The sequence below is a fragment of the Donghicola mangrovi genome (assembly GCF_013377535.1).
Taxonomy (GTDB): Bacteria; Pseudomonadota; Alphaproteobacteria; order Rhodobacterales; family Rhodobacteraceae; genus Donghicola; species Donghicola mangrovi.
The window spans coordinates 263,652-285,503 of the sequence record NZ_JABCJE010000003.1 but is presented as its reverse complement, the minus strand read 5'-3'; the positions used below and the strand labels follow the sequence as shown (position 1 = coordinate 285,503).

At 61.1% G+C, this 21,852-nt stretch carries 21 protein-coding genes and 4 tRNA genes; 9 read left to right on the top strand and 16 right to left on the bottom strand.

Going from position 1 to position 21,852, the window contains the following annotated elements:
• Positions 1-51: 51 nt before the first annotated feature.
• From HJ536_RS09360 to HJ536_RS09350, 3 genes are read left to right on the top strand one after another with little or no spacing between them, the layout of a single operon-like run.
• Positions 52-1,380, top strand: a complete 1,329-nt coding sequence (locus HJ536_RS09360) for a M48 family metalloprotease (RefSeq protein ID WP_177157511.1) — start codon at positions 52-54, stop codon at positions 1,378-1,380.
• Between the two features lie 11 nt (positions 1,381-1,391).
• The gene (locus tag HJ536_RS09355; protein ID WP_177157510.1) at positions 1,392-2,144 is read left to right on the top strand and encodes a DsbA family protein; all 753 of its coding nucleotides are present in this window, start codon (positions 1,392-1,394) and stop codon (positions 2,142-2,144) included.
• Positions 2,141-2,806, top strand: a complete 666-nt coding sequence (locus HJ536_RS09350; RefSeq protein ID WP_177157509.1) for a DsbA family protein — start codon at positions 2,141-2,143, stop codon at positions 2,804-2,806. The genes HJ536_RS09355 and HJ536_RS09350 overlap by 4 nt, the downstream gene beginning before the upstream one ends.
• 91 nt (positions 2,807-2,897) lie before the next feature.
• On the opposite strand, the gene ispG is transcribed toward HJ536_RS09350, so the two are convergent.
• The 3 genes from ispG to hemA all read right to left on the bottom strand — a co-directional run bounded on the left by ispG (position 2,898) and on the right by hemA (position 6,686).
• Positions 2,898-4,025 (bottom strand): flavodoxin-dependent (E)-4-hydroxy-3-methylbut-2-enyl-diphosphate synthase, encoded by a 1,128-nt coding sequence (ispG, locus tag HJ536_RS09345; protein WP_176853387.1) that lies wholly within the window; start codon positions 4,023-4,025, stop codon positions 2,898-2,900.
• Between the two features lie 94 nt (positions 4,026-4,119).
• On the bottom strand, positions 4,120-5,340 hold the full coding sequence (locus HJ536_RS09340) for a helix-turn-helix domain-containing protein (protein WP_176853388.1): 1,221 nt from the start codon (positions 5,338-5,340) through the stop codon (positions 4,120-4,122).
• 122 nt (positions 5,341-5,462) lie between these two features.
• Positions 5,463-6,686, bottom strand: a complete 1,224-nt coding sequence (gene hemA, locus HJ536_RS09335) for a 5-aminolevulinate synthase (protein ID WP_177157508.1) — start codon at positions 6,684-6,686, stop codon at positions 5,463-5,465.
• A gap of 231 nt (positions 6,687-6,917) precedes the next feature.
• On the opposite strand from hemA, the gene HJ536_RS09330 reads away from it, so the two are divergent.
• Entirely contained in the window at positions 6,918-8,297 is a 1,380-nt protein-coding gene (locus HJ536_RS09330) for a dipeptidase (protein WP_177157507.1), read from the top strand.
• Between the two features lie 41 nt (positions 8,298-8,338).
• On the opposite strand, the gene idi is transcribed toward HJ536_RS09330, so the two are convergent.
• The 5 genes from idi to HJ536_RS09305 form a co-directional block, all read right to left on the bottom strand.
• The gene (idi, locus tag HJ536_RS09325; protein WP_177157506.1) at positions 8,339-8,854 is read right to left on the bottom strand and encodes an isopentenyl-diphosphate Delta-isomerase; all 516 of its coding nucleotides are present in this window, start codon (positions 8,852-8,854) and stop codon (positions 8,339-8,341) included.
• 66 nt (positions 8,855-8,920) lie between these two features.
• Entirely contained in the window at positions 8,921-9,391 is a 471-nt protein-coding gene (tspO, locus tag HJ536_RS09320; protein WP_177157505.1) for a tryptophan-rich sensory protein TspO, read from the bottom strand.
• Positions 9,392-9,465: 74 nt separating this feature from the next.
• Positions 9,466-9,542: transfer RNA gene (locus tag HJ536_RS09315), tRNA-Asp, on the bottom strand.
• Between the two features lie 34 nt (positions 9,543-9,576).
• Positions 9,577-9,653: transfer RNA gene (locus HJ536_RS09310), tRNA-Asp, on the bottom strand.
• Between the two features lie 107 nt (positions 9,654-9,760).
• The gene (locus tag HJ536_RS09305) at positions 9,761-10,681 is read right to left on the bottom strand and encodes a pirin family protein (protein WP_177157504.1); all 921 of its coding nucleotides are present in this window, start codon (positions 10,679-10,681) and stop codon (positions 9,761-9,763) included.
• 336 nt (positions 10,682-11,017) lie between these two features.
• On the opposite strand from HJ536_RS09305, the gene HJ536_RS09300 reads away from it, so the two are divergent.
• Both HJ536_RS09300 and HJ536_RS09295 read left to right on the top strand, forming a co-directional pair.
• Positions 11,018-11,878, top strand: a complete 861-nt coding sequence (locus HJ536_RS09300) for a LytTR family DNA-binding domain-containing protein (RefSeq protein WP_177157503.1) — start codon at positions 11,018-11,020, stop codon at positions 11,876-11,878.
• Positions 11,875-12,759, top strand: coding sequence for a LytTR family DNA-binding domain-containing protein (locus tag HJ536_RS09295; RefSeq protein WP_177157502.1), 885 nt, complete (start codon positions 11,875-11,877; stop codon positions 12,757-12,759). Before HJ536_RS09300 ends, HJ536_RS09295 begins: the two co-directional genes overlap by 4 nt.
• Before the next feature lie 22 nt (positions 12,760-12,781).
• Here HJ536_RS09295 and HJ536_RS09290 read toward each other — a convergent pair.
• The 8 genes from HJ536_RS09290 to tgt all read right to left on the bottom strand — a co-directional run bounded on the left by HJ536_RS09290 (position 12,782) and on the right by tgt (position 19,494).
• Positions 12,782-12,857, bottom strand: a tRNA-Val gene (locus HJ536_RS09290).
• A 62-nt stretch (positions 12,858-12,919) separates the two neighbouring features.
• Complete coding sequence (locus HJ536_RS09285) at positions 12,920-13,498, bottom strand: histidine phosphatase family protein (protein WP_177157501.1); 579 nt, start codon at positions 13,496-13,498, stop codon at positions 12,920-12,922.
• A gap of 56 nt (positions 13,499-13,554) precedes the next feature.
• Positions 13,555-13,629: transfer RNA gene (locus HJ536_RS09280), tRNA-Val, on the bottom strand.
• A 14-nt stretch (positions 13,630-13,643) separates the two neighbouring features.
• Positions 13,644-14,018, bottom strand: coding sequence for an HU family DNA-binding protein (locus HJ536_RS09275; protein WP_177157500.1), 375 nt, complete (start codon positions 14,016-14,018; stop codon positions 13,644-13,646).
• 108 nt (positions 14,019-14,126) lie between these two features.
• The gene (gene lon, locus HJ536_RS09270) at positions 14,127-16,529 is read right to left on the bottom strand and encodes an endopeptidase La (protein WP_176853398.1); all 2,403 of its coding nucleotides are present in this window, start codon (positions 16,527-16,529) and stop codon (positions 14,127-14,129) included.
• Positions 16,530-16,819: 290 nt separating this feature from the next.
• A complete protein-coding gene (locus tag HJ536_RS09265) occupies positions 16,820-17,893 on the bottom strand; it encodes an alkene reductase (RefSeq protein WP_177157499.1) in 1,074 nt (357 codons plus the stop codon).
• A 127-nt stretch (positions 17,894-18,020) separates the two neighbouring features.
• Positions 18,021-18,290 carry a chitin binding peritrophin-A domain-containing protein gene (locus HJ536_RS09260; RefSeq protein ID WP_176853400.1) on the bottom strand — a complete coding sequence of 90 codons (270 nt, stop codon included), beginning with the start codon at positions 18,288-18,290 and terminating at the stop codon, positions 18,021-18,023.
• A gap of 73 nt (positions 18,291-18,363) precedes the next feature.
• Positions 18,364-19,494, bottom strand: coding sequence for a tRNA guanosine(34) transglycosylase Tgt (gene tgt, locus HJ536_RS09255; RefSeq protein WP_176853401.1), 1,131 nt, complete (start codon positions 19,492-19,494; stop codon positions 18,364-18,366).
• Positions 19,495-19,572: 78 nt separating this feature from the next.
• On the opposite strand from tgt, the gene rimK reads away from it, so the two are divergent.
• From rimK to HJ536_RS09240, 3 genes are all read left to right on the top strand, one after another.
• Complete coding sequence (rimK, locus tag HJ536_RS09250) at positions 19,573-21,003, top strand: 30S ribosomal protein S6--L-glutamate ligase (RefSeq protein ID WP_176853402.1); 1,431 nt, start codon at positions 19,573-19,575, stop codon at positions 21,001-21,003.
• Between the two features lie 64 nt (positions 21,004-21,067).
• Positions 21,068-21,430 (top strand): SUF system Fe-S cluster assembly protein, encoded by a 363-nt coding sequence (locus HJ536_RS09245; protein WP_176853403.1) that lies wholly within the window; start codon positions 21,068-21,070, stop codon positions 21,428-21,430.
• 34 nt (positions 21,431-21,464) lie between these two features.
• Positions 21,465-21,842, top strand: coding sequence for a HesB/IscA family protein (locus HJ536_RS09240; protein WP_176853404.1), 378 nt, complete (start codon positions 21,465-21,467; stop codon positions 21,840-21,842).
• Positions 21,843-21,852: the final 10 nt, after the last annotated feature.

Here is a 21,852-nt window from a genome sequence, read left to right as displayed (position 1 = left end):
GGTCCTCTCTAGGGTATGCGAAAGTCATTTCAGGCGACGAAAGGATCGTCAATGCGCCTTGCCGCCCGAGTGCTGGCCGCCGCCCTTTGCCTTAGCGTCATTGGCACCCTGCCGGCCAAAGCCGTGGGGCTCTTGCGCGATCCCGATATCGAACATGCGCTGAATACCATCGCCTCGCCCATCCTGAATGCCGCCGGTCTGGGGGCGCGGGTCAAGGTGCTGGTGGTGAATGATCAATCCCTGAACGCCTTTGTGGTGGATGCGGACCACATCTTTATCCACGCGGGCCTCTTGGCGCGGCTTGAGAACGCCCGCCAACTGCAATCCGTGATTGCCCACGAGGCTGCGCATATCTCGAACGGCCACATCGCCCGCCGCATGACGAACGCACGCACCGCCCGCACTTCGGCGGGCTTGGGTCTGGCGCTGGCCGCCGCGGCCGCCGCAAGTGGCGCTGGCGGCGCGGCAGCGGGCATCGCCATCGGCACCCAGTCCAGTGCGCAGCGCGTTTTGTTCGCCCACACCCGCGCCGAAGAGGCCAGCGCCGATCAGGCCGGTGTCCGCTATATGGTGAACGCGGGCATCAACCCCGATGGCGCGGTCGAGGTGATCGACATCTTCCGCGGCCAAGAGGCCCTGAGCGTTTCGCGCCAGGACCCCTACACCCGCACGCACCCCCTGTCGCAGGACCGGTTCCGCGCCCTTCAGGGCTTTGCGGCGGCCTATGGCGGGCAAGCCTGGCCCGACAGTGGCGCCGCCGATTACTGGTTCGCCCGCGCCCAAGGCAAGCTGACCGCCTTTACCCGCGCCCCCAGCTGGACCCTACGCCGCGCCAAATCCAGCGCGACCGATGACATCCGCCTGATGCGCGAGGCCGTTGCCTATCACCGGCAGCCCGACGTGAAAAAGGCCGTCGCTACCATCGACAAACTGGCCTCTGCCCGCCCCAAAGACCCCTATGTCCAAGAGCTGCGCGGTCAGATCCTGCTGGAAAGCCGGAATTTTCCCGCCGCAGCAAACGCTTATGGAGCCGCTGTCAGCTTGTCGCCAAAGGATCCGTTAATCCTTGGGGGCTACGGTCGCGCCTTGCTGGCGCTGGATACCGCCGATGGCAACAAACGCGCCCTCGCCGCACTGGAAAAAGCCCGCAGTCTGGACCCATATAGCTCGGGTGTACTGCGTGATCTGGGGATGGCCTATGCCAAGGCAGGACAGAATGGCATGGCCTCGCTGGTGACCGCCGAACGATATGCCCTGACGGGCCGACTGAAAGACGCCGCGCTGCACGCCAAACGGGCCGAGGGCCTGCTGCCGCGCGGTTCCGCCCCTTGGCAACGGGCACAGGATGTGTTGACTGCTGCGAAAGCCGCGCCGAAATGAAAGGACGCCAAATGATCCGTACCCTCGTCACCGCCAGCGCACTGGCCTTGACCGTCGCCAGCAGCGCCGCTGTCGCGGAAACCGATCTGAGCAAAATGACCGACGCAGAGCGCGAAGCCTTCCGCGCCGAGGTTCGCGCCTATCTGCTCGACAACCCCGAAGTCATCATGGAGGCCGTCGGCGTTCTGGAACAGAAACAGGCCGCTGCCGCAGCCGATGGCGACCGCACCATGGTCGAAACCAACAAGGACGCGATCTTTGCGGATGGCTATTCGTGGGTTGGCGGCAATCTCGATGGCGACGTGACCATGGTCGAATTCCTCGACTATCGCTGTGGCTACTGCCGCAAAGCCTCGGCCGAGGTGGAAGAGCTGGTGAACGGCGATGGCAACATCCGCTTCATCGTCAAGGAATTCCCGATCCTCGGCGAAGAAAGCGTGATCTCGTCGCGCTTTGCCCTGTCCGTGCGCAAGGTTGGCGGCGATGACGCCTACAAAGCTGCCCACGACGCCCTGATCACCTACAAAGGCAGCTACGAAGAGCCCGCCCTGCGCCGTCTGGCCGAAGGTCTGGGGATCGACGCAGACGCTGTGATCGCTGGCATGAACGACCCCGAAATCAACACCATCCTGCAGTCGAACCGTGATCTGGCGAACCGTCTGCAGATCAGCGGCACCCCGACCTTTGTGATGGATGACACGATGCTGCGCGGCTACGTCCCGCTGGATCAGATGCAGGCCATCGTCAAAGACATCCGCGGATGATCAAACATCTGGCCGCCACTCTGATGATGGCGGCCAGCCCCGCCCTCGCGCTGGACATGACGCACCTGTCAGACACCGAGCGCGCCATCATGGGCGAAGAAATCCGCGCCCTTTTGATCGAGGAGCCGGAGCTGATCGACAGGGCCATGAACCCGCCGATCCCCGACCCCACAGCCTTTTATATCGAAGAAGACCAGCGCCGCATGGCCGAACAGGCCGACCGTATCGCGGCCCAGCCCGGTGACATGGTCATCGGCCCCTCTGGCGGCCCCACGATCACCGCCTTCCTCGGACCTGACCCTCAGTCCATCGAACTGGCCCATACCCTGCGCGCCCTGCTGGCAGAGACGCCCGAGGTCAGCCTGACCATCAAACACTGGCCCGCCGCCAACACGCTGGCCGCCATCGGCCAACTCCACGGCCCCGACGCCTACTGGGCCGCAATGGATGCACTGGCCCAGAACACCCCCCTAGAAACCCTTGCCGCCCAAAACGGCTGGCCCCTGCCCCCGATCACAGAGCGCGCGGCGCAACTCGACACCGACCGAAGCGCCCTCGCCGCCGCGCTGGATCTGGACCGCCCACCGATGCTGCACATCAACGGCCTGCTGGTTCGCGGCCCCGTCCCCGAGATCGCGATCCGCAAATACCTGTCCCGCTAAACGAACAATGGGAGCAGCGCGCGCCACTCCCCCTGTTTCTTCTTGCAAAAATACTCACGGCACCACAGCGACGCCGCGCAGCCCCGACCGCTTACTCGGCCGCCGCAGCCGCCGCCTCGGCATCCAGTTCAGAGGCGCGCTTTTCCACCTGCTCGACGATGTGGTCGATCATCTGGTCGTTGGACATCTTGTGGCTCTGCTTGCCCGCCAGATAGACCATCCCGCTGCCTGCCCCACCGCCAGTGAAACCGACATCGGTCATCAGGGCCTCACCGGGGCCGTTCACCACACAGCCGATGATCGACAGGCTCATGGGCGTCTTGATATGCTCCAGCCGCTTTTCCAGCGCCTCGACGGTCTTGATCACGTCAAAGCCCTGACGCGCGCAGCTGGGGCAGCTGATGATGTTCACACCGCGATGGCGCAGGCCCAAAGACTTCAGGATCTCATAGCCGACCTTCACCTCTTCGACCGGATCGGCGGACAGGCTAACGCGGATCGTATCGCCGATCCCCATCCATAGCAGGTTCCCCAGACCGATCGCCGACTTGATGGTGCCGGACATCAGACCACCCGCCTCGGTGATCCCCAGATGGATCGGCGCATCGGTCGCCTCGGCAATGCCCTGATAGGCCGCCGCCGCCAGAAACACGTCGCTGGCCTTCACGCTGATCTTGAACTCGTGAAAGTCGTTGTCCTGCAGAATACGGATATGCTCCAGCCCGCTCTCGACCATCGCGTCGGGGCATGGCTCGCCATATTTCTCCAGCAGGTGCTTTTCCAGACTGCCCGCGTTCACGCCAATCCGGATCGAGCAGTTGTGGTCGCGCGCGGCCTTGATGACCTCTTTCACGCGGGTCTCGTCGCCGATGTTACCGGGGTTGATGCGCAGACAGGCGGCGCCAGCCTCGGCGGCTTCGATCGCGCGCTTGTAGTGGAAGTGGATGTCCGCGACGATCGGAACAGGGCTTTCCTTGACGATCTCTTTCAGCGCGATGGCGCTTTCGCGGTCAGGGACCGAAACGCGCACGATATCCGCGCCCACTTCGGCGGCTGCCAGAACCTGACCCAAGGTCCCCTTCACATCGGTGGTGACGGTGTTGGTCATCGTCTGAACGGTGATCGGCGCATCGCCCCCCACGGGGACATTGCCCACCATGATCTGGCGGCTCTTGCGGCGATATATGTTGCGCCAAGGGCGGACGTGGTTCAGCGACATGGGCACGCACTCCGGTTAATCAGACGTCGTGCCACAGATAGTTCCGATGGGGCACGGGCGCAATCGCCCCATGCCTCCAATCGGCAGAAGTTTGTTATTCGGCGGCGGCGGGCTGCTCGGGGGTCTGGTCGGTCAGCGCCAGTTCGGCAACAACCTTGGCCAGATCCTGATCGCTTTCCAGCGAGGCAACCGAATAGGTCTCCGACAGCGATTTGCTGTCCAGAGCCAGATTTTTGGTGACGACGCCACGCTCGCCTGCAGGGCCGTAGTGGGTGCCGTTGATGTCGAAATACACCGCGCCGGATTCGCCAACACGGATGGTCGGCGCCTCTTCGGTCTGGGGCACGTCGAAACTGTCACCGCCGTTCATGATGCCTTCAAAGATCACCGAACCTTCGGCCGAGCGGATGCGGACCCAAGCGGGACGCACGGCCACAACGGCCAGACGCGGCAGACCATCGGCCACAACCTGCGGGGTCGCGTTGGCAACGGGGGGTACATCGCCGGTGGGCAGCTCGGCCACTTCGGCGATTTTGGGCAGTTCGGGCTGCGCGAAAACGCCAACCGAACGCGGATCGAGCGAGGCAATCGGCGCATCGCGGGGCACCAGAACGGGCACATCCAGCGCCTCGGGACGGTACAGACGATCCAGCGCCTCGGCGGGCGGGTTGAAGATACCAGCGGCATCAGCAACCTGCTCGGTCTCGGCGTGTTCGACCAGCGGATCAAGGTCGCTGACCAGCATCGGGGTGTGTTCGACCGGGGCCAGCTGAACGCGCTGAATCTCGGTAAAGACGCTCCAGCCGCCAAAGCCCAGAAGGCCGATCACCGCCAGCAGAGCGATGGACGAACCGATCGCGCCGGGCTCGATCCCTGCGAAAATGCTTTCTTTGCCGGGAACGAAGGGCGTGCCGGATTCCAGCAGCGGGTCAGCGTTCATACGGCGGCTGCGGATGGCGGGCTGACCTTCGCGCTTGCGCGAGGACGCCTCGGGCGCCATTCCGTGTGCGGTGGAAAAACCGCTTTCTTTGCAAAAGGCGTTAAACACAACATCAGGCTCCAGCCCCAAATAGCGGGCATAGGATCGCACATAACCGGCGATAAAACCGGGGGTGTCGAAAACGCTGGGATCGCAGTTTTCGATGGCAGCAATGTAAGACGCCTTGATGCGAAGCTCGCGTTGAACGTCGAGCAGCGACTTACCAATCGTGGCGCGTTCGCCACGAAGGACATCACCTAGGCGCAGCTCAAAGTCGTCGAACCCTTTCGGGGTCGGCTCCGCCGGTGTGGTATTCGCATGGGATTTGAAACGCATACCCAAATTGACTGCCCTAATTTGCCTGACCGTAACACGGCGACCGATTCATTCGATTCGCCGTGGCCTGTTATTAGGGCAAGAATACCACAGTGCGTAGGAGAATTCAGCGTCCTACTTGATTAAGCGCTTAATTCGGCACGATTCAGCGCACAGTGCGACCAGAGGTCGTCCATCGCCTTCACCAATGCGTCCATTTCCTTGGGACCGTGTACGGGCGACGGGGTAAACCGCAGACGTTCGGTCCCACGCGGAACGGTGGGGAAGTTGATAGGCTGCACGTAGATCCCGTAGTTCTCAAGTAACATGTCAGAGAGCTTCTTGCACTTGACGGGGTTACCTACGTGAACAGGTACGATGTGGCTACCGTGGTCGATCAGCGGAAGACCCATCGCTTTCAGACGGGTTTTCAGGATCTTCGCCTGGGTCTGGTGCGCATCACGGATCGACTGGTCTTCTTTCAGCACAGCAATGCTGGCCGCCGCGCCTGCCGCCACAACGGGGGGCAGCGAGGTGGTGAAGATGAAGCCGGGGGCATAGGAACGGATCGCGTCGCACATCTTGGCCGATGCCGCGATGTAGCCGCCGTGCACGCCGAACGCCTTGCCCAGAGTGCCGTTGATGATGTCGAGACGGTCCAGCAGGCCATCACGTTCCGCCACACCGCCACCGCGGGGGCCGTACATGCCGACAGCGTGCACTTCGTCCAGATAGGTCAGCGCGCCGAATTCTTCGGCCAGATCGCACAGCTCTGCGATGGGGCCGAAATCGCCGTCCATCGAGTAAACCGATTCAAAGGCGATCAGCTTGGGTGCGTTCGGATCGTCGGCTTCCAGCAGCTCGCGCAGGTGGGCGACGTCGTTGTGACGGAACACACGCTTGGCACCACCGTTGCGGCGGATGCCCTCGATCATCGAGGCGTGGTTCAGCTCGTCCGAGTAAGTGATCAGGCCGGGGAACAGCTTGGGCAGCGTCGAAAGAGTCGCGTCGTTCGCGATGTACGCGCTGGTGAAAAGCAGCGCCGCTTCTTTCTGGTGCAGGTCAGCCAGCTCGGCCTCAAGGCGTTTGTGGTAGACGGTGGTGCCCGAAATGTTGCGGGTGCCGCCCGAACCGGCGCCGGTGGCGTCCAGAGCTTCGTGCATCGCCTCAAGCACTTTGGGGTGCTGGCCCATGCCAAGGTAGTCGTTGCCACACCACACAGTGATGTTCTGCTCCGAGCCATCTTCCTTGCGCCAAACGGCGTGCGGATAGTTGCCCTTGCGGCGCTCAATGTCGATGAAGGTCCGGTAGCGACCTTCGTCATGCAGGCGGTTCAGAGCTACGTCGAGCTGTTGGGTGTAGTCCACCGGTGTCTCCTGTGTTTGGTTGCCCCGTCCGCCAATGGCGATCCAAGACATGCCTACCTAGGCATCCCGTCGATTTAGACCGGATATAGGTTACTGTTCGCGTAGGCAACAGGCTACAAGGTGCCGCAGGTATTAGACTTTGATCTGCATCAACGTGCTTGACAGTAGGGTGACTGGACAGTGCCAGCGCCGGTGCTAGGGTCGGCCCCAGAGAAATTCCGGAGATATAGTATGACCCTGAACCCCGTTCTGGACCGGATCGACTCGGATCTTGACGCCTCTATCAACCGTCTGATGGAGCTGCTGCGGATCAAATCGATCTCGACCGACCCCGCCTATGCCGCCGATTGCCAGACCGCCGCCGACTGGCTGGTCGCCGATCTGCAGAGCTTTGGCATCGACGCGTCCAAGCGTGAAACCCCCGGTCATCCGATGGTCGTCGGCCACGTTCCGGGCGACGGCCCGCACGTGCTGTTCTACGGCCATTATGACGTGCAACCCGTTGATCCGTTAAACCTTTGGCACAGAGACCCCTTTGATCCCGCGATCGAGGAAGTGGACGGTGTGCGCATGATCCGCGGCCGCGGCGCCAGCGATGACAAAGGCCAGCTGATGACCTTTGTCGAGGCCTGCCGCGCGTGGAAAGCGGTCCATGGCACCCTGCCCTGCCGCATCACTTTCTTCTTCGAGGGCGAAGAGGAAACCGGCTCTCCGTCGCTGGTCCCCTTCATGAAGGAATTCGCCGACGAACTGCGCGCTGACCTCGCGCTGATCTGTGACACCTCGATGGTTGCGCCGGGTGTTCCGTCGATCGCCAGCCAGCTGCGCGGGATGCTGAAGGAAGAGTTTACCCTGATCGGTCCAAAGATGGATTTGCACTCGGGTCACTATGGCGGGACCGCCCTGAACCCCCTGCACGCCATTTCGGACATCGTTTCGTCGTTCCATGATTCGACCGGCCGCGTGAGTGTCGAGGGATTCTACGAAGGCGTGCACCCCCTGTCCGACGAGCTGAAACGCCAGTGGGAAAACTGCGGCTTTGACGAGGACGACTATCTGGGCTCCGTCGGGATGAGCAAAGCTCACGGCGAAGAAGGGTTCTCGACCCTCGAACTGCAATGGGCCCGTCCGACGCTTGAGGTGAACGGCCTTTGGGGCGGTTACAACGGCAAGGGCAGCAAGACCGTGATTCCGTCCGAAGCCCACTGCAAGATCACCTGCCGTCTGGTCGGTGACATGGAGCCCGACCACGTCCGCGCCGCCGTCCGCAAGCACGTCGAAGACCGCCTGCCCCAAGACGCCTCGGTCCGTTGGGACAACGACGTGGATGGCGCCAAGGCCGCCGTCATGAACATCGCCCGCCCCGAGTTCGAAGCCGCCCGTCAGGCTCTGTCCGACGAGTGGAACCGCGAAGCCGTGTTCGTGGGCATGGGCGGGTCGATCCCGATCGCGGGTCTGTTCAAGGACATCCTTGGCATGGACGCGATGCTGATCGGGTTCGCTCAGGACGACGACCGCATCCACTCGCCCAACGAGAAGTACAATGTGGAAAGCTTCCACAAAGGGACCCGTTCCTGGGCCCGCGTGCTGGAAGCCTTGTCGCGCAAGTAAGAAACAGAAAAGCCAAGGCACCGCGCCTTGGCTTTTTCATGTCAGGCAAAGATCACGTCGACGTGGTCCTGCATGTAAACCTTGAGCCAAGGGGTGAACTGCTCTGGCGTTTCGCTCAGACGGCGCTCCAGGTCCGGCAGGGTGACCCATTCCACCGCCTCCACTTCGGCGGGGTTGGGGGTGATGGTCAGCCCCTCTGGCGCGTCAGCCACGAAAATTTGCACCACTTCATGCTCGGTCAGCCCCTGCCCCACATCGGCGCGGTACTCGACCTCTTCGCGGAAGGTGACGGTGATTCCGGTGACCCCCAACTCCTCGGCCATACGGCGCAGGGCGCAGACATCCGCAGCCTCGCCCCAATGGGGGTGCGTGCAGCAGGTGTTCGCCCAAAATCCGGGGGTGTGATATTTGGTCAGCGCGCGCTGTTGCAGCAAAATGCGATCTCCGTCCCGCAAGAACACCGACACGGCCGGATGGCGCAGGCCCAGCCTGTGGACCTCAAGCTTTTCGACCGGTGTCAGGACGCCGTCGCGCCAAGCGGGGATAAGATCAGCCATAACGCGCCCGTTCCGTTGCACTTCGGGGCGCGGACATAGCCCGACAGCCGCCCCTTCGCAAGCGACCTAGCCTCGCAAACGATCGGGGTTGTTGCGCCAGATCGATCCGTTCAGCGCAGCCGCCACGGTGACCCACGCCCAATACGGCAGGAACATCAGCCCTGCGATCCAGTCGATCTGCCACAGGGTCACGGTGGTCGCCCCGATCACAACCCACATGAGCGAGATGATCAGCATCCCCGCCCTGATCCGGTGCGCCCCGAAAAACACGGGCGTCCACAGGGTGTTCAGGGCAATTTGCAACCCCCACAGGGCCATCCCCAGCCCAAGGAGCGGTCCACCGGCAGCAACCGCCCGTGCGCCCGCCAGAGCCATCAGAATATAAAGGGTCGTCCACACCACAGGGAAAGCCCAGTTCGGCGGGGTAAACGATGGTTTTTTCAGGGAAATGTACCACTCACCGGGCTGGAACAGCACTCCGGTCGCGGCGGCGGCGCCAGTGGCGCACAAAAGAATGATGAAAACGGTCCAATCCATGCTTCGCAACGTAATGCGAGGCATCTGCGCTTCAAGCGCCACTTCTATTGAATTTTCCGGTAAGGGAGAAGAAGTGGCGCGGTTGACGGGGCTCGAACCCGCGACCCCCGGCGTGACAGGCCGGTACTCTAACCAACTGAGCTACAACCGCGCATCTACTTCGTCAGAGGTTTCACATTCAGCAGTGGCGCGGTTGACGGGGCTCGAACCCGCGACCCCCGGCGTGACAGGCCGGTACTCTAACCAACTGAGCTACAACCGCTCGCTGCTGTGTGTGACGCCTCATCAGCGTGTGGGCGGTGTTTATGTCGAGGGCGCGGTGGCGTCAAGCACATCCAAACATCTTTTTCAAAAAAAGTTCACGCAGCCCTAGCCCCGCCGGACCGGCAGCGGCACAAACGCCTTATTATCAAGGGGCGGAAGGCTAAAAAGCCCGTTTTCCCAATCGGTTGCCCGCCACGCCTCTTTTGCTTCGCGGATGCGTTCGCGCGAACTGGAGACAAAGTTCCACCAGATATATCGGGGTCCATTCATGGTCGCGCCGCCCAACAGCAGGACTCGCGCACCCGCTGGCCCCGCCTGCAGGCTCAGGGCATCTTTGGGGCGGAAAACCAGCATCCGACCGGCCTGAAACACGTCATTCCCGACGGTCACGCTGCCCGCCAGAACATAGACGGCGCGGTCCTCTTGGTTATCCGGCAGGGGCAGTTTGGCGCCGGAGTCCAGAATCGCCTCGGCATAGAACATTTCGGACGTGGTCGGCACATCGGCACGGGCCCCGAAAATATCCCCCAGAATCACGCGCACATGGGCCCCACCATCGGCCAACACCGGAGAGGCCGCCGCCGCCGCATGGTGAAAGGTCGGTTGGACCCCCTCTAGGTGTTCGGGCAAGGCGACCCAGCTCTGGACCCCGTGCAGCGCGTCAGGCCCCTGCAGAGACAGCCCATCGGTCCGCTCGGAATGGGTGATCCCCCTGCCCGCCACCATCAGGTTCACATCGCCCGGGGTGATCCACTGCTGCGTCCCCAGACTGTCGCGGTGATGCAGCCGCCCCGACATCAGGTAGGTCACCGTCGCCAGCCCGATATGGGGATGGGGCAGCACATCCAGACTGCGCCCGTTCAGCATCTCCATCGGGCCCATCTCGTCAAAGAAAATGAACGGCCCAACCATCTGCCGCTGCTTCGAGGGCAACGCCCGCTGCACCTCGAACCCGCCGATGTCGCTGGCGCGGGGTACGATCAGCGCCTCGATCGCGTCGCTTGAGGATTGGGGATTGCCGCACATGGCCTGCCTCCTGCGTTGGGGTCAGGCAAAAATCTAAACACCTTCCTCCCCGATTGGAGAGGGGATTTTCACACATTTGGTGTTTTGAGCCGCACAGAGGGTCGGCTATCGTGAATGTACAAGTACAAAAGACCGGCTCACCCGAAACGGGGACCGGTCAAACACACGAAACATATCAGTAAGAAGGGGGCGACGAACCGTAGGGTAAAAAAAACCGTTTTAAGCCGCTCACTAAGCCTGCGGCTCGTCGCTTACTCGCAAACACACACGAGTTAAAAATCTGCACCTGCACCGCTGTATTACAGCCCTCGGTGACTTTCAAAATACTTAAGACGTATGACCCGAATCCAACAAGCCTTGTGTCGTGAAATGCACACTTTTGACGCTTTATGGCACGAAATTCACCTCACGCTTCGTGAAATTCCGCTGATTTTCACGCGGCGTGAATCGGTTGTTTTTCTTTGTTTAGCAGGGCTTACGCTGATCGCCTTGGATCCGCACGATTTTCTGGACCATATCACGATCATTGAAGCGGCCTTCGTTTGGGTTTTCGCAGAAGGCATTTTTGCAGTGGTGTATTTCGCGATTTTGCTCGGAATCGCGATGTTGCCCGCGAAAAATCCACAGCGCGTATATCTTCCGATACCGAGCGCGGCGGCGTTCGCTGTCACAACCGTTTTCACCGAGAGTCTGATCGGCGCCCTGAGCAATGGCGTCTACATTCCCAAGATATGGCCGGACATCATCGCCTTTGCCGCGGTGGCCCAGTTGTTCGAATTTCTGTTCGTCCGCTATCTGCTGCCCGACGTTCTGGCCGACATCCGCAAGAACACCCCCCTACCCCCGACGGAGTCTATGCTGACGATCGGGGATCACACTTGGTCCATCGACGACATCGCGGCGATTTCCTCGAACCAGCACTACCTGCGGGTCGATCTGTGCGACGGCACCCAGACCACCGTCCGTGCCCGTATCTCTGACGTGATCGACACGATTGAACCGGACCGCGGCCTGCAGCCCCACAGATCGTGGTGGGTGGCCCGCCACGCGGGGCCGGAGCTGATCTCCGAAGGGCGCAAACGGTGGCTCACGACCCAGCATGGACACAAGATACCCGTAGCCAGAGGTCGAATTGACGAAGTCGAAAAATGGCTCGACACTCATCCTGTCCACTCACCGGGCACCCCAGAGTCATGAAGCGCCTACAAAGAACACTGATCAGACCATTCACGCTGTTTGACGCCCTTGGGCGATCTTATCGCGTGCAGCTTCAGGCCGCGATTCCGGCAATCTTTTCCACGACCAGCGGGCTGTTCTTTCTGATCCTGACGCTGCTGCTGTGGATCAGCGACCCGCAAGATTATCTGGACTACATGCCGTGGGAATCGGCGCTGTTCCTCTGGGCTTCGGGGATTGCGCTGATGGTGCTGACCTACACGGCGATCCTGACCGTCTGGGCCTCTTTCCCGGAGGCGCGCCGCATCGCGATCCCGATCCTGTTTGCGGGCCTGCCTGCCTTTGTCGTGGCGACCGCCTATCACCGCTTTGTCGGGGGCATCCTGTCTGATGGCGCGTGGGTGCAGAACCTGTGGCCGAGCCACTTCTACATGCTGCTGATCCAGCTGGCGTTCGAGGCGATGTATCTGCGCTACGGCCTGCCCAAGTCGTTTCAGGACCTCGCCGCCCGCAGGGACGAAGCAGAGCCGCCCCTACCCGCGCCCATTGCCGATATCCCTGTCCCGCCGGAGCCCACCCACAGCTCTGTCATTGCGCTGCCGGGGGAAACACCCATCCGGCTGGCCGACATCCTGCACGTCCGCGCCCAAGAGCACTACATCGAGGTGCACACCGCCCGCGGCGAACCCAAGATTATCCGCGCCCGCATCGCGGACTTTTTGGCGCAGGTGAACGACGATCATGGCATCCAGCCGCACCGGTCCTGGTGGGTGTCTGTCCATGCGGCCAAGTCCTTGGTCACGGAGAATGGAAAGCGCTTTCTGGCCCTGCACAGCGGGCTGAAAATCCCTGTATCACGCGCGCGTCTCGGCGATGTTCAGTCTTGGCTGGACGAACTGTGAGTCTTTGATTTTCAAGGGAAAGTGGTGGGTGATGAGAGACTCGAACTCCCGACATCTTCGGTGTAAACGAAGCGCTCTACCAACTGAGCTAATCACCCGGTAGGGCGGTGTTTACTGCCCCAGTTTGGGGAACGCAAGAGGCGTTTTAAAAAAAGTTCATCTATTTGAGAATAGTTTGCTGACCGTCCCGAAACGCGAAAATCACGCCCTGCCCGTCAGGCACATCGCCAAGGCGATCCATCCCGTAACCCATGATCTGCGTGCGCAAAAACCGCGAGGTAAAGCCGTGGGTCACGATCACCGCAGGCCGGGTCAGACCGCTTAGAAACGCCCCCGTGCGCGCCCACAGGCTGTTGAAACGCTCGCCCTCGGGGGCGCGTGCGTAAAAATCCAAAACGCTCTCGTTTTCGGTGTGGGCTGGCCAGCGCTCGGCAATTTCGGTCAGCAGAAGGCCCGCCCATTGGCCCATGCCGATCTCGGCGATGCGCGGCTCGGGCTGCACCTCGGCCCCAAAGACCCGCGCAATCGGGGCGGCGGTTTGCAGCGCCCTGCCCTGCGGGCTACTGAACAGATCGAACTCTCCTGCAATCAGCCCCTGCCCGCGCAGCAGGTCGGCCATCGCTTCGGCCTGCGCCAGGCCCTTGGCCGTCAGCGGCGAATCCAGCCCACCCTGCATGCGCCCTTCGGCGTTCGCGACAGTCTCGCCATGGCGCAGAATATAGAGGTCTGGCAGGGGCATCGGGGGCTCCTTGATACAGAAAGGGCGCGCCCTCTGCAGGGTGCGCCCGGGAATTCTGGTGGGTGATAAGGGATTTGAACCCCTGACATCTTCGATGTGAACGAAGCGCTCTACCACTGAGCTAATCACCCGTTGGGGCGGGGAATTAGCTGTCTTCGCCCTGGCCTGCAAGCGCTTTCTTGCCCTTGCCTTTGGGTTTTTCCGGAGCCTTTTCAGCCACTCCCTTGGCCTGACGCAGGCGCAGGGTCATCACGGTGGCGTTCGCGCCGGTCTTGGTGCGTTTCGCGACCAGACGGCCCAGCGGAGGCAGGTTCACTTCCTGACCGTTGGCAATTGCCGCACCCAGAACCTCGAGAACCGCTTCGACAGCGTTCTTCACGTCGGGCTTCTTCATATCGACCTTCTGGCCGACAGCCTCGATCAGGTCTTTTTTCTTCATAACGGGGCCAGCCACGTTGGGCTCGGTGGTCGAAACAACGGTCATGTCGATGTTTTCCGCGGTGTTGGAGGACTGATTCATAAACAAATTACCTTTCAAATATGCTGCTTCGAACAGCTTTACGCGCTTCGCTGCAAAAGAAAAGGCGCGCTGAAACAGCGCGCCTCAATTCTAGGTATTGTTCACGGATTAGTGCGCAATCGGAGCGGCCGAAGCCTGTTCCTGCTGGCGTTTTGCCGCTGCCGCCTCTTCTGCGGCCTCGTCCCACTCGACCGGTTCGGGCTGACGCACCAGCGCCTGTTCCAGAACCTGAGACACATGCGTGACGGGGATCAGTTCCAGACCCTCTTTCACGTTGTCCGGGATGTCGGCCAGATCCTTGACGTTTTCTTCGGGGATGAAGACCGTCTTGATCCCGCCGCGCAGCGCCGCGAGCAGTTTTTCCTTGAGGCCGCCGATGGCGGTCGCATTCCCGCGCAGGGTAACCTCGCCGGTCATCGCGATGTCCTTGCGCACCGGAATACCGGTCAGCACGGACACAATCGCGGTCACCATAGCCAGACCTGCCGACGGGCCATCCTTGGGCGTTGCGCCATCGGGCACGTGCACGTGGATGTCCCAAGTGTCGAACTTCGGCGGTTTGACCCCGATCTGAGGGCTGATCGAACGCACATAGCTGGATGCCGCGTCGATCGATTCCTTCATCACATCGCCAAGCTTACCGGTGGTCTTCATGCGGCCCTTGCCGGGCAGACGCAGAGCTTCGATCTGCAAGAGATCGCCCCCGACCGAGGTATAGGCCAGACCGGTCACAACACCGACCTGATCCTCTTTCTCGGCCAGACCATAGCGGTGGCGCTTCACCCCAAGGAAATCCTCGAGGTTGTCCGAGGTGACGACGACCTTGTCGACCTTGTTCTGGATGATCTTGGTGACGGCCTTACGGGCCAGTTTCGCCATTTCACGTTCCAGATTCCGCACCCCAGCCTCGCGGGTGTAGTAGCGGATAACGTCGGTCAACGCCTCGTCCGTGACTTCGAACTCGCCCTTTTTCAGGCCGTGCGCCTCGATCTGTTTGTTGATCAGGTGCTTGCGCGCGATCTCGGTCTTTTCCTCTTCGGTGTAGCCCGACAGGGGAATGATCTCCATGCGGTCCAGCAGCGGCCCGGGCATGTTGTAGCTGTTCGACGTGGTCAGGAACATCACATCGCTCAGGTCATATTCGACCTCGAGGTAGTGATCGACAAAGGTCGAGTTCTGTTCCGGATCCAGCACCTCCAGCATCGCCGAGGCCGGGTCGCCACGGAAGTCCTGACCCATCTTGTCGATTTCATCGAGCAGGATGAGCGGGTTCGTGGTCTTCGCCTTTTTCAGCGCCTGAATGATCTTGCCGGGCATCGAGCCGATATAGGTCCGGCGGTGACCGCGGATCTCGGATTCGTCACGCACACCGCCAAGCGAGATGCGGATGAATTCGCGGCCGGTCGCCTTGGCCACCGATTTACCCAGCGAGGTTTTACCAACACCCGGAGGGCCGACGAGGCACATGATCGGGCCTTTCAGCTTTTTGCTGCGGCTCTGCACGGCGAGGTATTCAACGATACGCTCTTTGACCTTTTCCAGACCGTGGTGATCGGCATCCAGAATTTCCTGAGCGCGGCCCAAGTCTTTCTTCACGCGCGAGCGCACGCCCCACGGGATCGACAGCATCCAATCCAGATAGTTGCGGACCACGGTGGCTTCGGCCGACATCGGGCTCATGTTCTTGAGCTTTTTGATCTCGGCGTCGGCCTTTTCCTTGGCCTCTTTGGACAGCTTGGTCGCTGCGACCTTTTCTTCCAGCTCGGCGACTTCGTTCTGTTCGTCGCCATCCCCCAGCTCGCGCTGGATCGCCTTCATTTGTTCGTTCAGATAGTATTCGCGCTGGGTGCGCTCCATCTGGGTTTTGACGCGGCTCTTGATCTTTTTCTCGACCTGAAGGACCGACATCTCGCCCTGCATCAGGCCGTAAACCTGCTCCAGACGCTCGGCGATGACGACCATCTCCAGAAGCTCCTGCTTCTGATTGACCTCGATGCCAAGGTGTCCGGCGACCAAGTCGGCCAGCTTGCCGGGTTCGTCGGTTTCCGCGACGTTGGACAGCGCCTCTTCGGGGATGTTCTTCTTGATCTTGGCGTAACGCTCAAACTCCTCGGCGACCGAGGTTTCCAGCGCGATCACAGCCGCCTCGTCGCCCATTTCCTCATCAAGGTATTCGGCGCGGGCTTCGAAAAACGCTTCGTTGTCCAGATATTCGATAATTTTAACGCGAGCCACACCTTCGACCAGCACCTTCACGGTGCCATCGGGCAGCTTCAGCAGTTGCAGCACATTGGCCAGCACACCGACGCGATAAATGCCGTCGGCAGTGGGATCGTCGACGCTGGCATCGATCTGGCTGGACAGCAGGATCTGCTTGTCATCAGACATGACCTCTTCCAGTGCGCGAACCGATTTCTCGCGCCCGACGAACAGCGGCACGATCATGTGGGGGAACACAACGATATCGCGCAGCGGCAGGACGGGGTAAGAGGAGTTGAGAGGTTCTTGCATAACGCATCCTTGTTCTTGGCAAGACAGCCCGGCCCCACGATTGCAGCAGCTCTGGCCATCTCCACGTTTCCGGATATTCATTTGGGGGTCTGCCCCCGCATTTACAACCGGTTTTCCTCTAGAATGCCCCCGCATCCATCAGGCTGCAAGGGGCACTTACGCTTTGATCGGGTCAGAAATGCCGGACCAACGGCACCTGCCCCGAAGTGTGCAAGACCCGCACCAAAATGCGGGTCCTGACCAGTATATAATGCGCGTCGCAACTATGTCCCGCTGCGGACACGGTTATTTTACGAGGCATCCAGCAGCGGATAGTCGGTGTAACCCTTGGCGCCGCCACCATAATAGGTGTCCTTGTCGCCCTCGTTCAGGGGGGCGTGTTTGCGCAGGCGGGTGACCAGATCGGGGTTCGCAATGAACGGACGGCCGAACGCCACCAGATCGACACCATCGGCCAGACGCTTTTCGGCCAGATCGTAGTCATAGCCGTTGTTGCCCATGTAGGTGCCTTTATACAACGCGCGCAGCTCGTCGAACTTGCCGTCACGGGCGCCGCCGGTCTGGCCCTCGACCACGTGCAGGTAGGCCAGTTTGTATTCGTTCAGACGCTCGAACACGGGCTTGAAGGTGGCCATCGGGTCGCTGTCCGACACACCGTTCGCGTTCGAGAACGGCGACAGGCGCAGGCCCACGTGGCCCTCATCCCATTCGGCGACCACGGCATTCAACACTTCGAACAGCAGGCGGGTCCGGTTAGCGACACTACCGCCATAGCGGTCCTCGCGCTTGTTCGAGCCGTCCTTGAGGAACTGGTCAATCAAGTAGCCGTTGGCCGCGTGGACCTCGACACCGTCAAAACCGGCCTCTTTGGCACAACGGGTCGCGTGGGCGTAGTCCGAGATCACACGGGTCATCTCGTCGGTTTCCAGCGCACGCGGGGTCGAGGTGTCTTCGAACCCGTTCTTGGTAAAGGTCTTCACCCCTGCCGCAATCGCCGAGGGCGCAACGGGCGGCTGTTCAGCAGGCTGGATCGAGGTGTGCGAAATCCGCCCCACGTGCCACAACTGCACGACGATCTTGCCACCTGCGGCGTGAACCGCATCAGTCACTTTCTTCCACGCGGCGATCTGGCCGTCGGTGAAGATACCGGGGGTCTGGATATAGCCGCGGCCTTCGGGGCTGATGTTGGTGGCCTCGGTGATGATCAGGCCGGCGCCAGCGCGCTGACGGTAGTATTCGACGTGCAGGTCGTTGACCTCTTGGGTGACATCATCGGCGCGGTTGCGGGTCAGCGGGGCCATCACAACGCGGTTGGCCAGTTTGATCTTGCCTGCGGTGAAAGACGTGAAAAGCGTATCGGTCATGGGAAAATCTCCTTTCGTCGGCCCGTGGAATGCAGGCCGTTGCTATCCAGCTAGGAACGCAAACAGGCACCGCAAGTTCCCCTGCGGTGCCCGTGTGAACACATCCTTGTGCGGTGGTGGTGGCAGGTCACTCGGGCTTGGTCACCGAACACTGCACATTCTGGGGCTGATCGCAGATGCGCAGATCGGCGTTAAAGGCCAACCCCTCGGGGCAGCTGACTTCGGTGACGGTGCTTCCGTTGCATTTGCAGTATTTTGCGCAGTCCTCTGGATGGGGCATGTGCACAATAAGGACCGAGGTAATCTGCGGGCATTGCACCTGCGCGCATGTCGTCGCCTCCTGTGCGATGACAGGGGCTGCAATCACAAGCATCAGGGCAATCAATGTCGTACGCATAAAAAATGGCTCCGGTATCAAATCCGGAGCCAGAATTAACGCAAAGCGCCCTGATCTATTAGCGCAATTCGCCTTACAAAGGTTCGATGTCCCCTTCGGCGCGTTTTGCGTGGAAATCGGCTTCCCACTGGGCAAAAGTGCCCGCTGCAATCGCATCGCGCATGCCCTGCATCAGATCCTGATAGTAATGCAGATTGTGCCAAGTCAGCAGCATGGACTGGATAATTTCCTTGGCGCGGAAAGTATGATGCAGATACGCGCGGCTGTAGTTGCGGCACGCGGGGCAGCTGCATTCTTCGTCCAGCGGGCGCGGGTCGTCCTGATGGCGGGCATTCTTGATGTTCAGCACACCGCGGCGCGTAAACACCTGCCCCGTCCGGCCAGAGCGCGACGGCAGCACACAGTCCATCATATCAATACCGCGCTTTACGGCGCCCACGATGTCGTCGGGCTTGCCCACCCCCATCAGGTAGCGCGGCTTTTCCACGGGCAGCATGTCGGGTGCATAGTCCAGCACGTCGAACATCATTTCCTGTCCCTCGCCCACGGCCAGACCGCCGACGGCATAGCCATCGAACCCGATGGATTTCAACGCCTCGGCGCTTTCCTCGCGCTGCTCGCGGAAGGTGCTGCCCTGCTGGATGCCGAACAGCGCATGACCGGGGCGGTCACCGAACGCATCGCGCGACCGCTGCGCCCACCGCATGGACAGGCGCATGGACTCCAAAGCCTGCTCTTCGGTGGCGGGGAACGGGGTGCATTCGTCGAAACACATCACGATGTCCGACCCCAGCAGGCGCTGGATCTCCATGCTGCGTTCGGGGGTGATCTCGTGGCGCGAGCCGTCCACGTGGCTTTTGAAGGTCACGCCCTTTTCGGTCAGCTTGCGCAGGCCCGACAGGGACATCACCTGAAACCCGCCCGAGTCGGTCAGGATCGGACGCTCCCAGTTCATGAACTTGTGCAGGCCGCCCAAACGGTCGATCCGCTCGGCGGTGGGGCGCAGCATCAGGTGATAGGTGTTGCCCAGCAAAATGTCCGCACCGGTGGCGCGCACGCTCTCGGGCAGCATCGCCTTGACCGTCGCGGCGGTTCCAACCGGCATGAAAGCTGGCGTGCGGATATCACCCCGTGGCGTCGAGATCACGCCTGTGCGAGCTTTGCCGTCTGTCGCCTTGAGTTCAAAGCTAAAACCTGTTGCCATAGTCATACTCTCGTTCTATCGCGCAGCTAGAATGCCGCGCTGTAACCCTACTGGTTCGCGTACAGGAGCCTAGCCATTATGATTGACCAGACTGACACCGCGCCTCGCGCGCAAGAGCCTTTGACCCTTGGGTGGGAGGAATGGCTCAGTCTGCCTGATCTGGGCCTGCCCGCCATGCGCGCCAAGGTCGATACCGGCGCAAAGACCAGCGCATTGCATGCCTTTGACATCGAATCCTTTGGCAGCGCAACCCGTCCGCGCGTGCGTTTCACCGTGCATCCGATTCCGGGGCGCGAAGATCTGATCATCCCCTGCTCGGCCGAGATCGTGGACCGCCGCGAGGTGACCTCTTCGAACGGGGAAACCGAGACGCGCTATGTGATCCAGTCGAACCTGCTGATCAACGGCCAGAGCTGGCCCATCGAGCTGACCCTGACCGACCGCCGTTCGATGAACGCCCGGATGCTGCTGGGTCGTCAGGCGCTGATCGACCACGTCACGGTCAGCCCCAACGACCGGTTTTGCCAGCCAAAACTCAGCTATGACGTCTATCACAGCAACAAGATCGCCAAGGCAGCCCCCCGCCGCGCCCTGCGCGTGGCCGTCCTGAGCCGCGAGGACAACTATTCCACCGGACGCCTGGTGCATGAGGGCGAATCCCGTGGCCATACGGTCGAGGTGATCGACACCGCCCGCTGCTATATGGCGATCAACGCGCTGGCCCCCGAAGTGCATTATGACGGCAAGCGCCTGCCCCGTTACGACGCCGTGATCCCGCGCATCGGCGCGTCGATCACCAGCTACGGCACCGCGATCATCCGCCAGTTCGAAACCATCGGCACCTATTGCGTGAACGGCTCGCAGGGGATCACCGCCAGCCGCGATAAACTCTATGCCCACCAGCTGATGGCCAAGGCCAAGATCGGGATGCCGGTCACCGCCTTTGCCAGCTCGCCCAAGGACACGGGCAACCTGATCGGCCTCGTGGGCAGCGCCCCCCTGATCGTGAAACTGCTGGAATCGACTCAGGGTAAAGGCGTCGTTCTGGCCGAAACCAAGAAGGCCGCCGAGTCGGTGATCGACGCTTTCCGCGGTCTCAAAGCCAACTTCCTTGTTCAACAATTCGTCAAAGAGGCCGCTGGCGAGGACATCCGTTGTCTGGTGATCGACGGCAAAGTCGTGGCCTCGATGAAGCGCACCGGCGCCGATGGCGACTTCCGCTCGAACCTGCATCGCGGCGGCACCGCCAAGGCCGTGCGCATCACCAAAGAAGAACGCGAAACCGCGATCCGCGCCACCCGCGCCTTTGGCCTCGGGATGGCGGGCGTGGACCTGCTGCGGTCGGTCGATGGGCCCAAAGTGCTCGAGGTCAACTCCTCGCCGGGGCTCGAGGGCATCGAGAAAGCCAGCGGCAAAGATATCGCCGGGCTGCTTTTTGATGCAATCGAGATGAAGGTTCGCCCCAATCCTGTGCGCCGCCGCAAAACCGACACCGCTATCGAAACCTAGGCCTCTGGACCTCGGTCATCGCATTCCCTATATGATCTGTCAGGAAATAGGACAGGACATGAACATGACCGAGGCCAACGAACAGCTTGAAGGCGCCCCGCTGATCAAGCCCTCTAGCACCGACCATGATCTCTATGACTCGGTCGTAGAGGCGTGCCGCACCGTTTATGACCCGGAAATTCCGGTGAACATCTTCGATCTGGGCCTGATCTACACGATCGGTATCTCGCCCGAGAACGAAGTTCGTATTACCATGACCCTGACCGCGCCCGGTTGTCCGGTTGCGGGTGAAATGCCCGGCTGGATCGTCGACGCGATCAGCCCCATCCCCGGCGTCAAGGATGTGGACATCGAAATGGTGTTCGAACCGCCGTGGGGCATGGATATGATGAGCGACGAAGCCCGGCTTGAACTGGGCTTCATGTAATCCTGTCAGCGCGACAGCGTAGAAAGGAAACACCATGTTCAGCATTCCCGGCAAACAAGCCGTGACCATATCTGACACTGCCGCCAAGCAGATCCGCAAACTTATGGAGCGTGATGGCTCCGAAGGGCTGCGGATCGGCATCAAAAAGGGCGGCTGCGCAGGCATGGAATACACCATGGAATACGTCACCACCGTGGACCCCAACGACGAGGTCGTCGAACAGGATGGCGCACGGGTGTTGATCGCTCCCATGGCGCAGATGTTCCTGTTCGGCACCATGATCGACTATGAAACCTCGCTGCTGGAGTCGGGCTTCAAGTTCCGCAACCCGAACGTTGTGGATGCCTGCGGCTGTGGCGAATCCATCAAATTCAAAGACATCGACGAACTGAAAGCCGAACAGGGTCAATAACCCCGAGGCA

What these genes read in the sequence shown, in the direction of transcription:
- HJ536_RS09240 (WP_176853404.1), top strand. Translation starts at nt 21,465, where the DNA reads ATGTTCAGCATTCCCGGCAAACAAGCCGTGACCATATCTGACACTGCC.
- HJ536_RS09275 (WP_177157500.1), bottom strand. Translation starts at nt 14,018, where the DNA reads ATGAATCAGTCCTCCAACACCGCGGAAAACATCGACATGACCGTTGTT.
- lon (WP_176853398.1), bottom strand. Translation starts at nt 16,529, where the DNA reads ATGCAAGAACCTCTCAACTCCTCTTACCCCGTCCTGCCGCTGCGCGAT.
- HJ536_RS09355 (WP_177157510.1), top strand. Translation starts at nt 1,392, where the DNA reads ATGATCCGTACCCTCGTCACCGCCAGCGCACTGGCCTTGACCGTCGCC.
- idi (WP_177157506.1), bottom strand. Translation starts at nt 8,854, where the DNA reads ATGGCTGATCTTATCCCCGCTTGGCGCGACGGCGTCCTGACACCGGTC.
- HJ536_RS09260 (WP_176853400.1), bottom strand. Translation starts at nt 18,290, where the DNA reads ATGCGTACGACATTGATTGCCCTGATGCTTGTGATTGCAGCCCCTGTC.
- HJ536_RS09295 (WP_177157502.1), top strand. Translation starts at nt 11,875, where the DNA reads ATGAAGCGCCTACAAAGAACACTGATCAGACCATTCACGCTGTTTGAC.
- HJ536_RS09350 (WP_177157509.1), top strand. Translation starts at nt 2,141, where the DNA reads ATGATCAAACATCTGGCCGCCACTCTGATGATGGCGGCCAGCCCCGCC.
- ispG (WP_176853387.1), bottom strand. Translation starts at nt 4,025, where the DNA reads ATGTCGCTGAACCACGTCCGCCCTTGGCGCAACATATATCGCCGCAAG.
- tgt (WP_176853401.1), bottom strand. Translation starts at nt 19,494, where the DNA reads ATGGCAACAGGTTTTAGCTTTGAACTCAAGGCGACAGACGGCAAAGCT.
- HJ536_RS09300 (WP_177157503.1), top strand. Translation starts at nt 11,018, where the DNA reads ATGACCCGAATCCAACAAGCCTTGTGTCGTGAAATGCACACTTTTGAC.
- HJ536_RS09265 (WP_177157499.1), bottom strand. Translation starts at nt 17,893, where the DNA reads ATGACCGATACGCTTTTCACGTCTTTCACCGCAGGCAAGATCAAACTG.
- HJ536_RS09340 (WP_176853388.1), bottom strand. Translation starts at nt 5,340, where the DNA reads ATGCGTTTCAAATCCCATGCGAATACCACACCGGCGGAGCCGACCCCG.
- HJ536_RS09360 (WP_177157511.1), top strand. Translation starts at nt 52, where the DNA reads ATGCGCCTTGCCGCCCGAGTGCTGGCCGCCGCCCTTTGCCTTAGCGTC.
- HJ536_RS09330 (WP_177157507.1), top strand. Translation starts at nt 6,918, where the DNA reads ATGACCCTGAACCCCGTTCTGGACCGGATCGACTCGGATCTTGACGCC.
- tspO (WP_177157505.1), bottom strand. Translation starts at nt 9,391, where the DNA reads ATGGATTGGACCGTTTTCATCATTCTTTTGTGCGCCACTGGCGCCGCC.
- HJ536_RS09305 (WP_177157504.1), bottom strand. Translation starts at nt 10,681, where the DNA reads ATGTGCGGCAATCCCCAATCCTCAAGCGACGCGATCGAGGCGCTGATC.
- HJ536_RS09245 (WP_176853403.1), top strand. Translation starts at nt 21,068, where the DNA reads ATGACCGAGGCCAACGAACAGCTTGAAGGCGCCCCGCTGATCAAGCCC.
- rimK (WP_176853402.1), top strand. Translation starts at nt 19,573, where the DNA reads ATGATTGACCAGACTGACACCGCGCCTCGCGCGCAAGAGCCTTTGACC.
- HJ536_RS09285 (WP_177157501.1), bottom strand. Translation starts at nt 13,498, where the DNA reads ATGCCCCTGCCAGACCTCTATATTCTGCGCCATGGCGAGACTGTCGCG.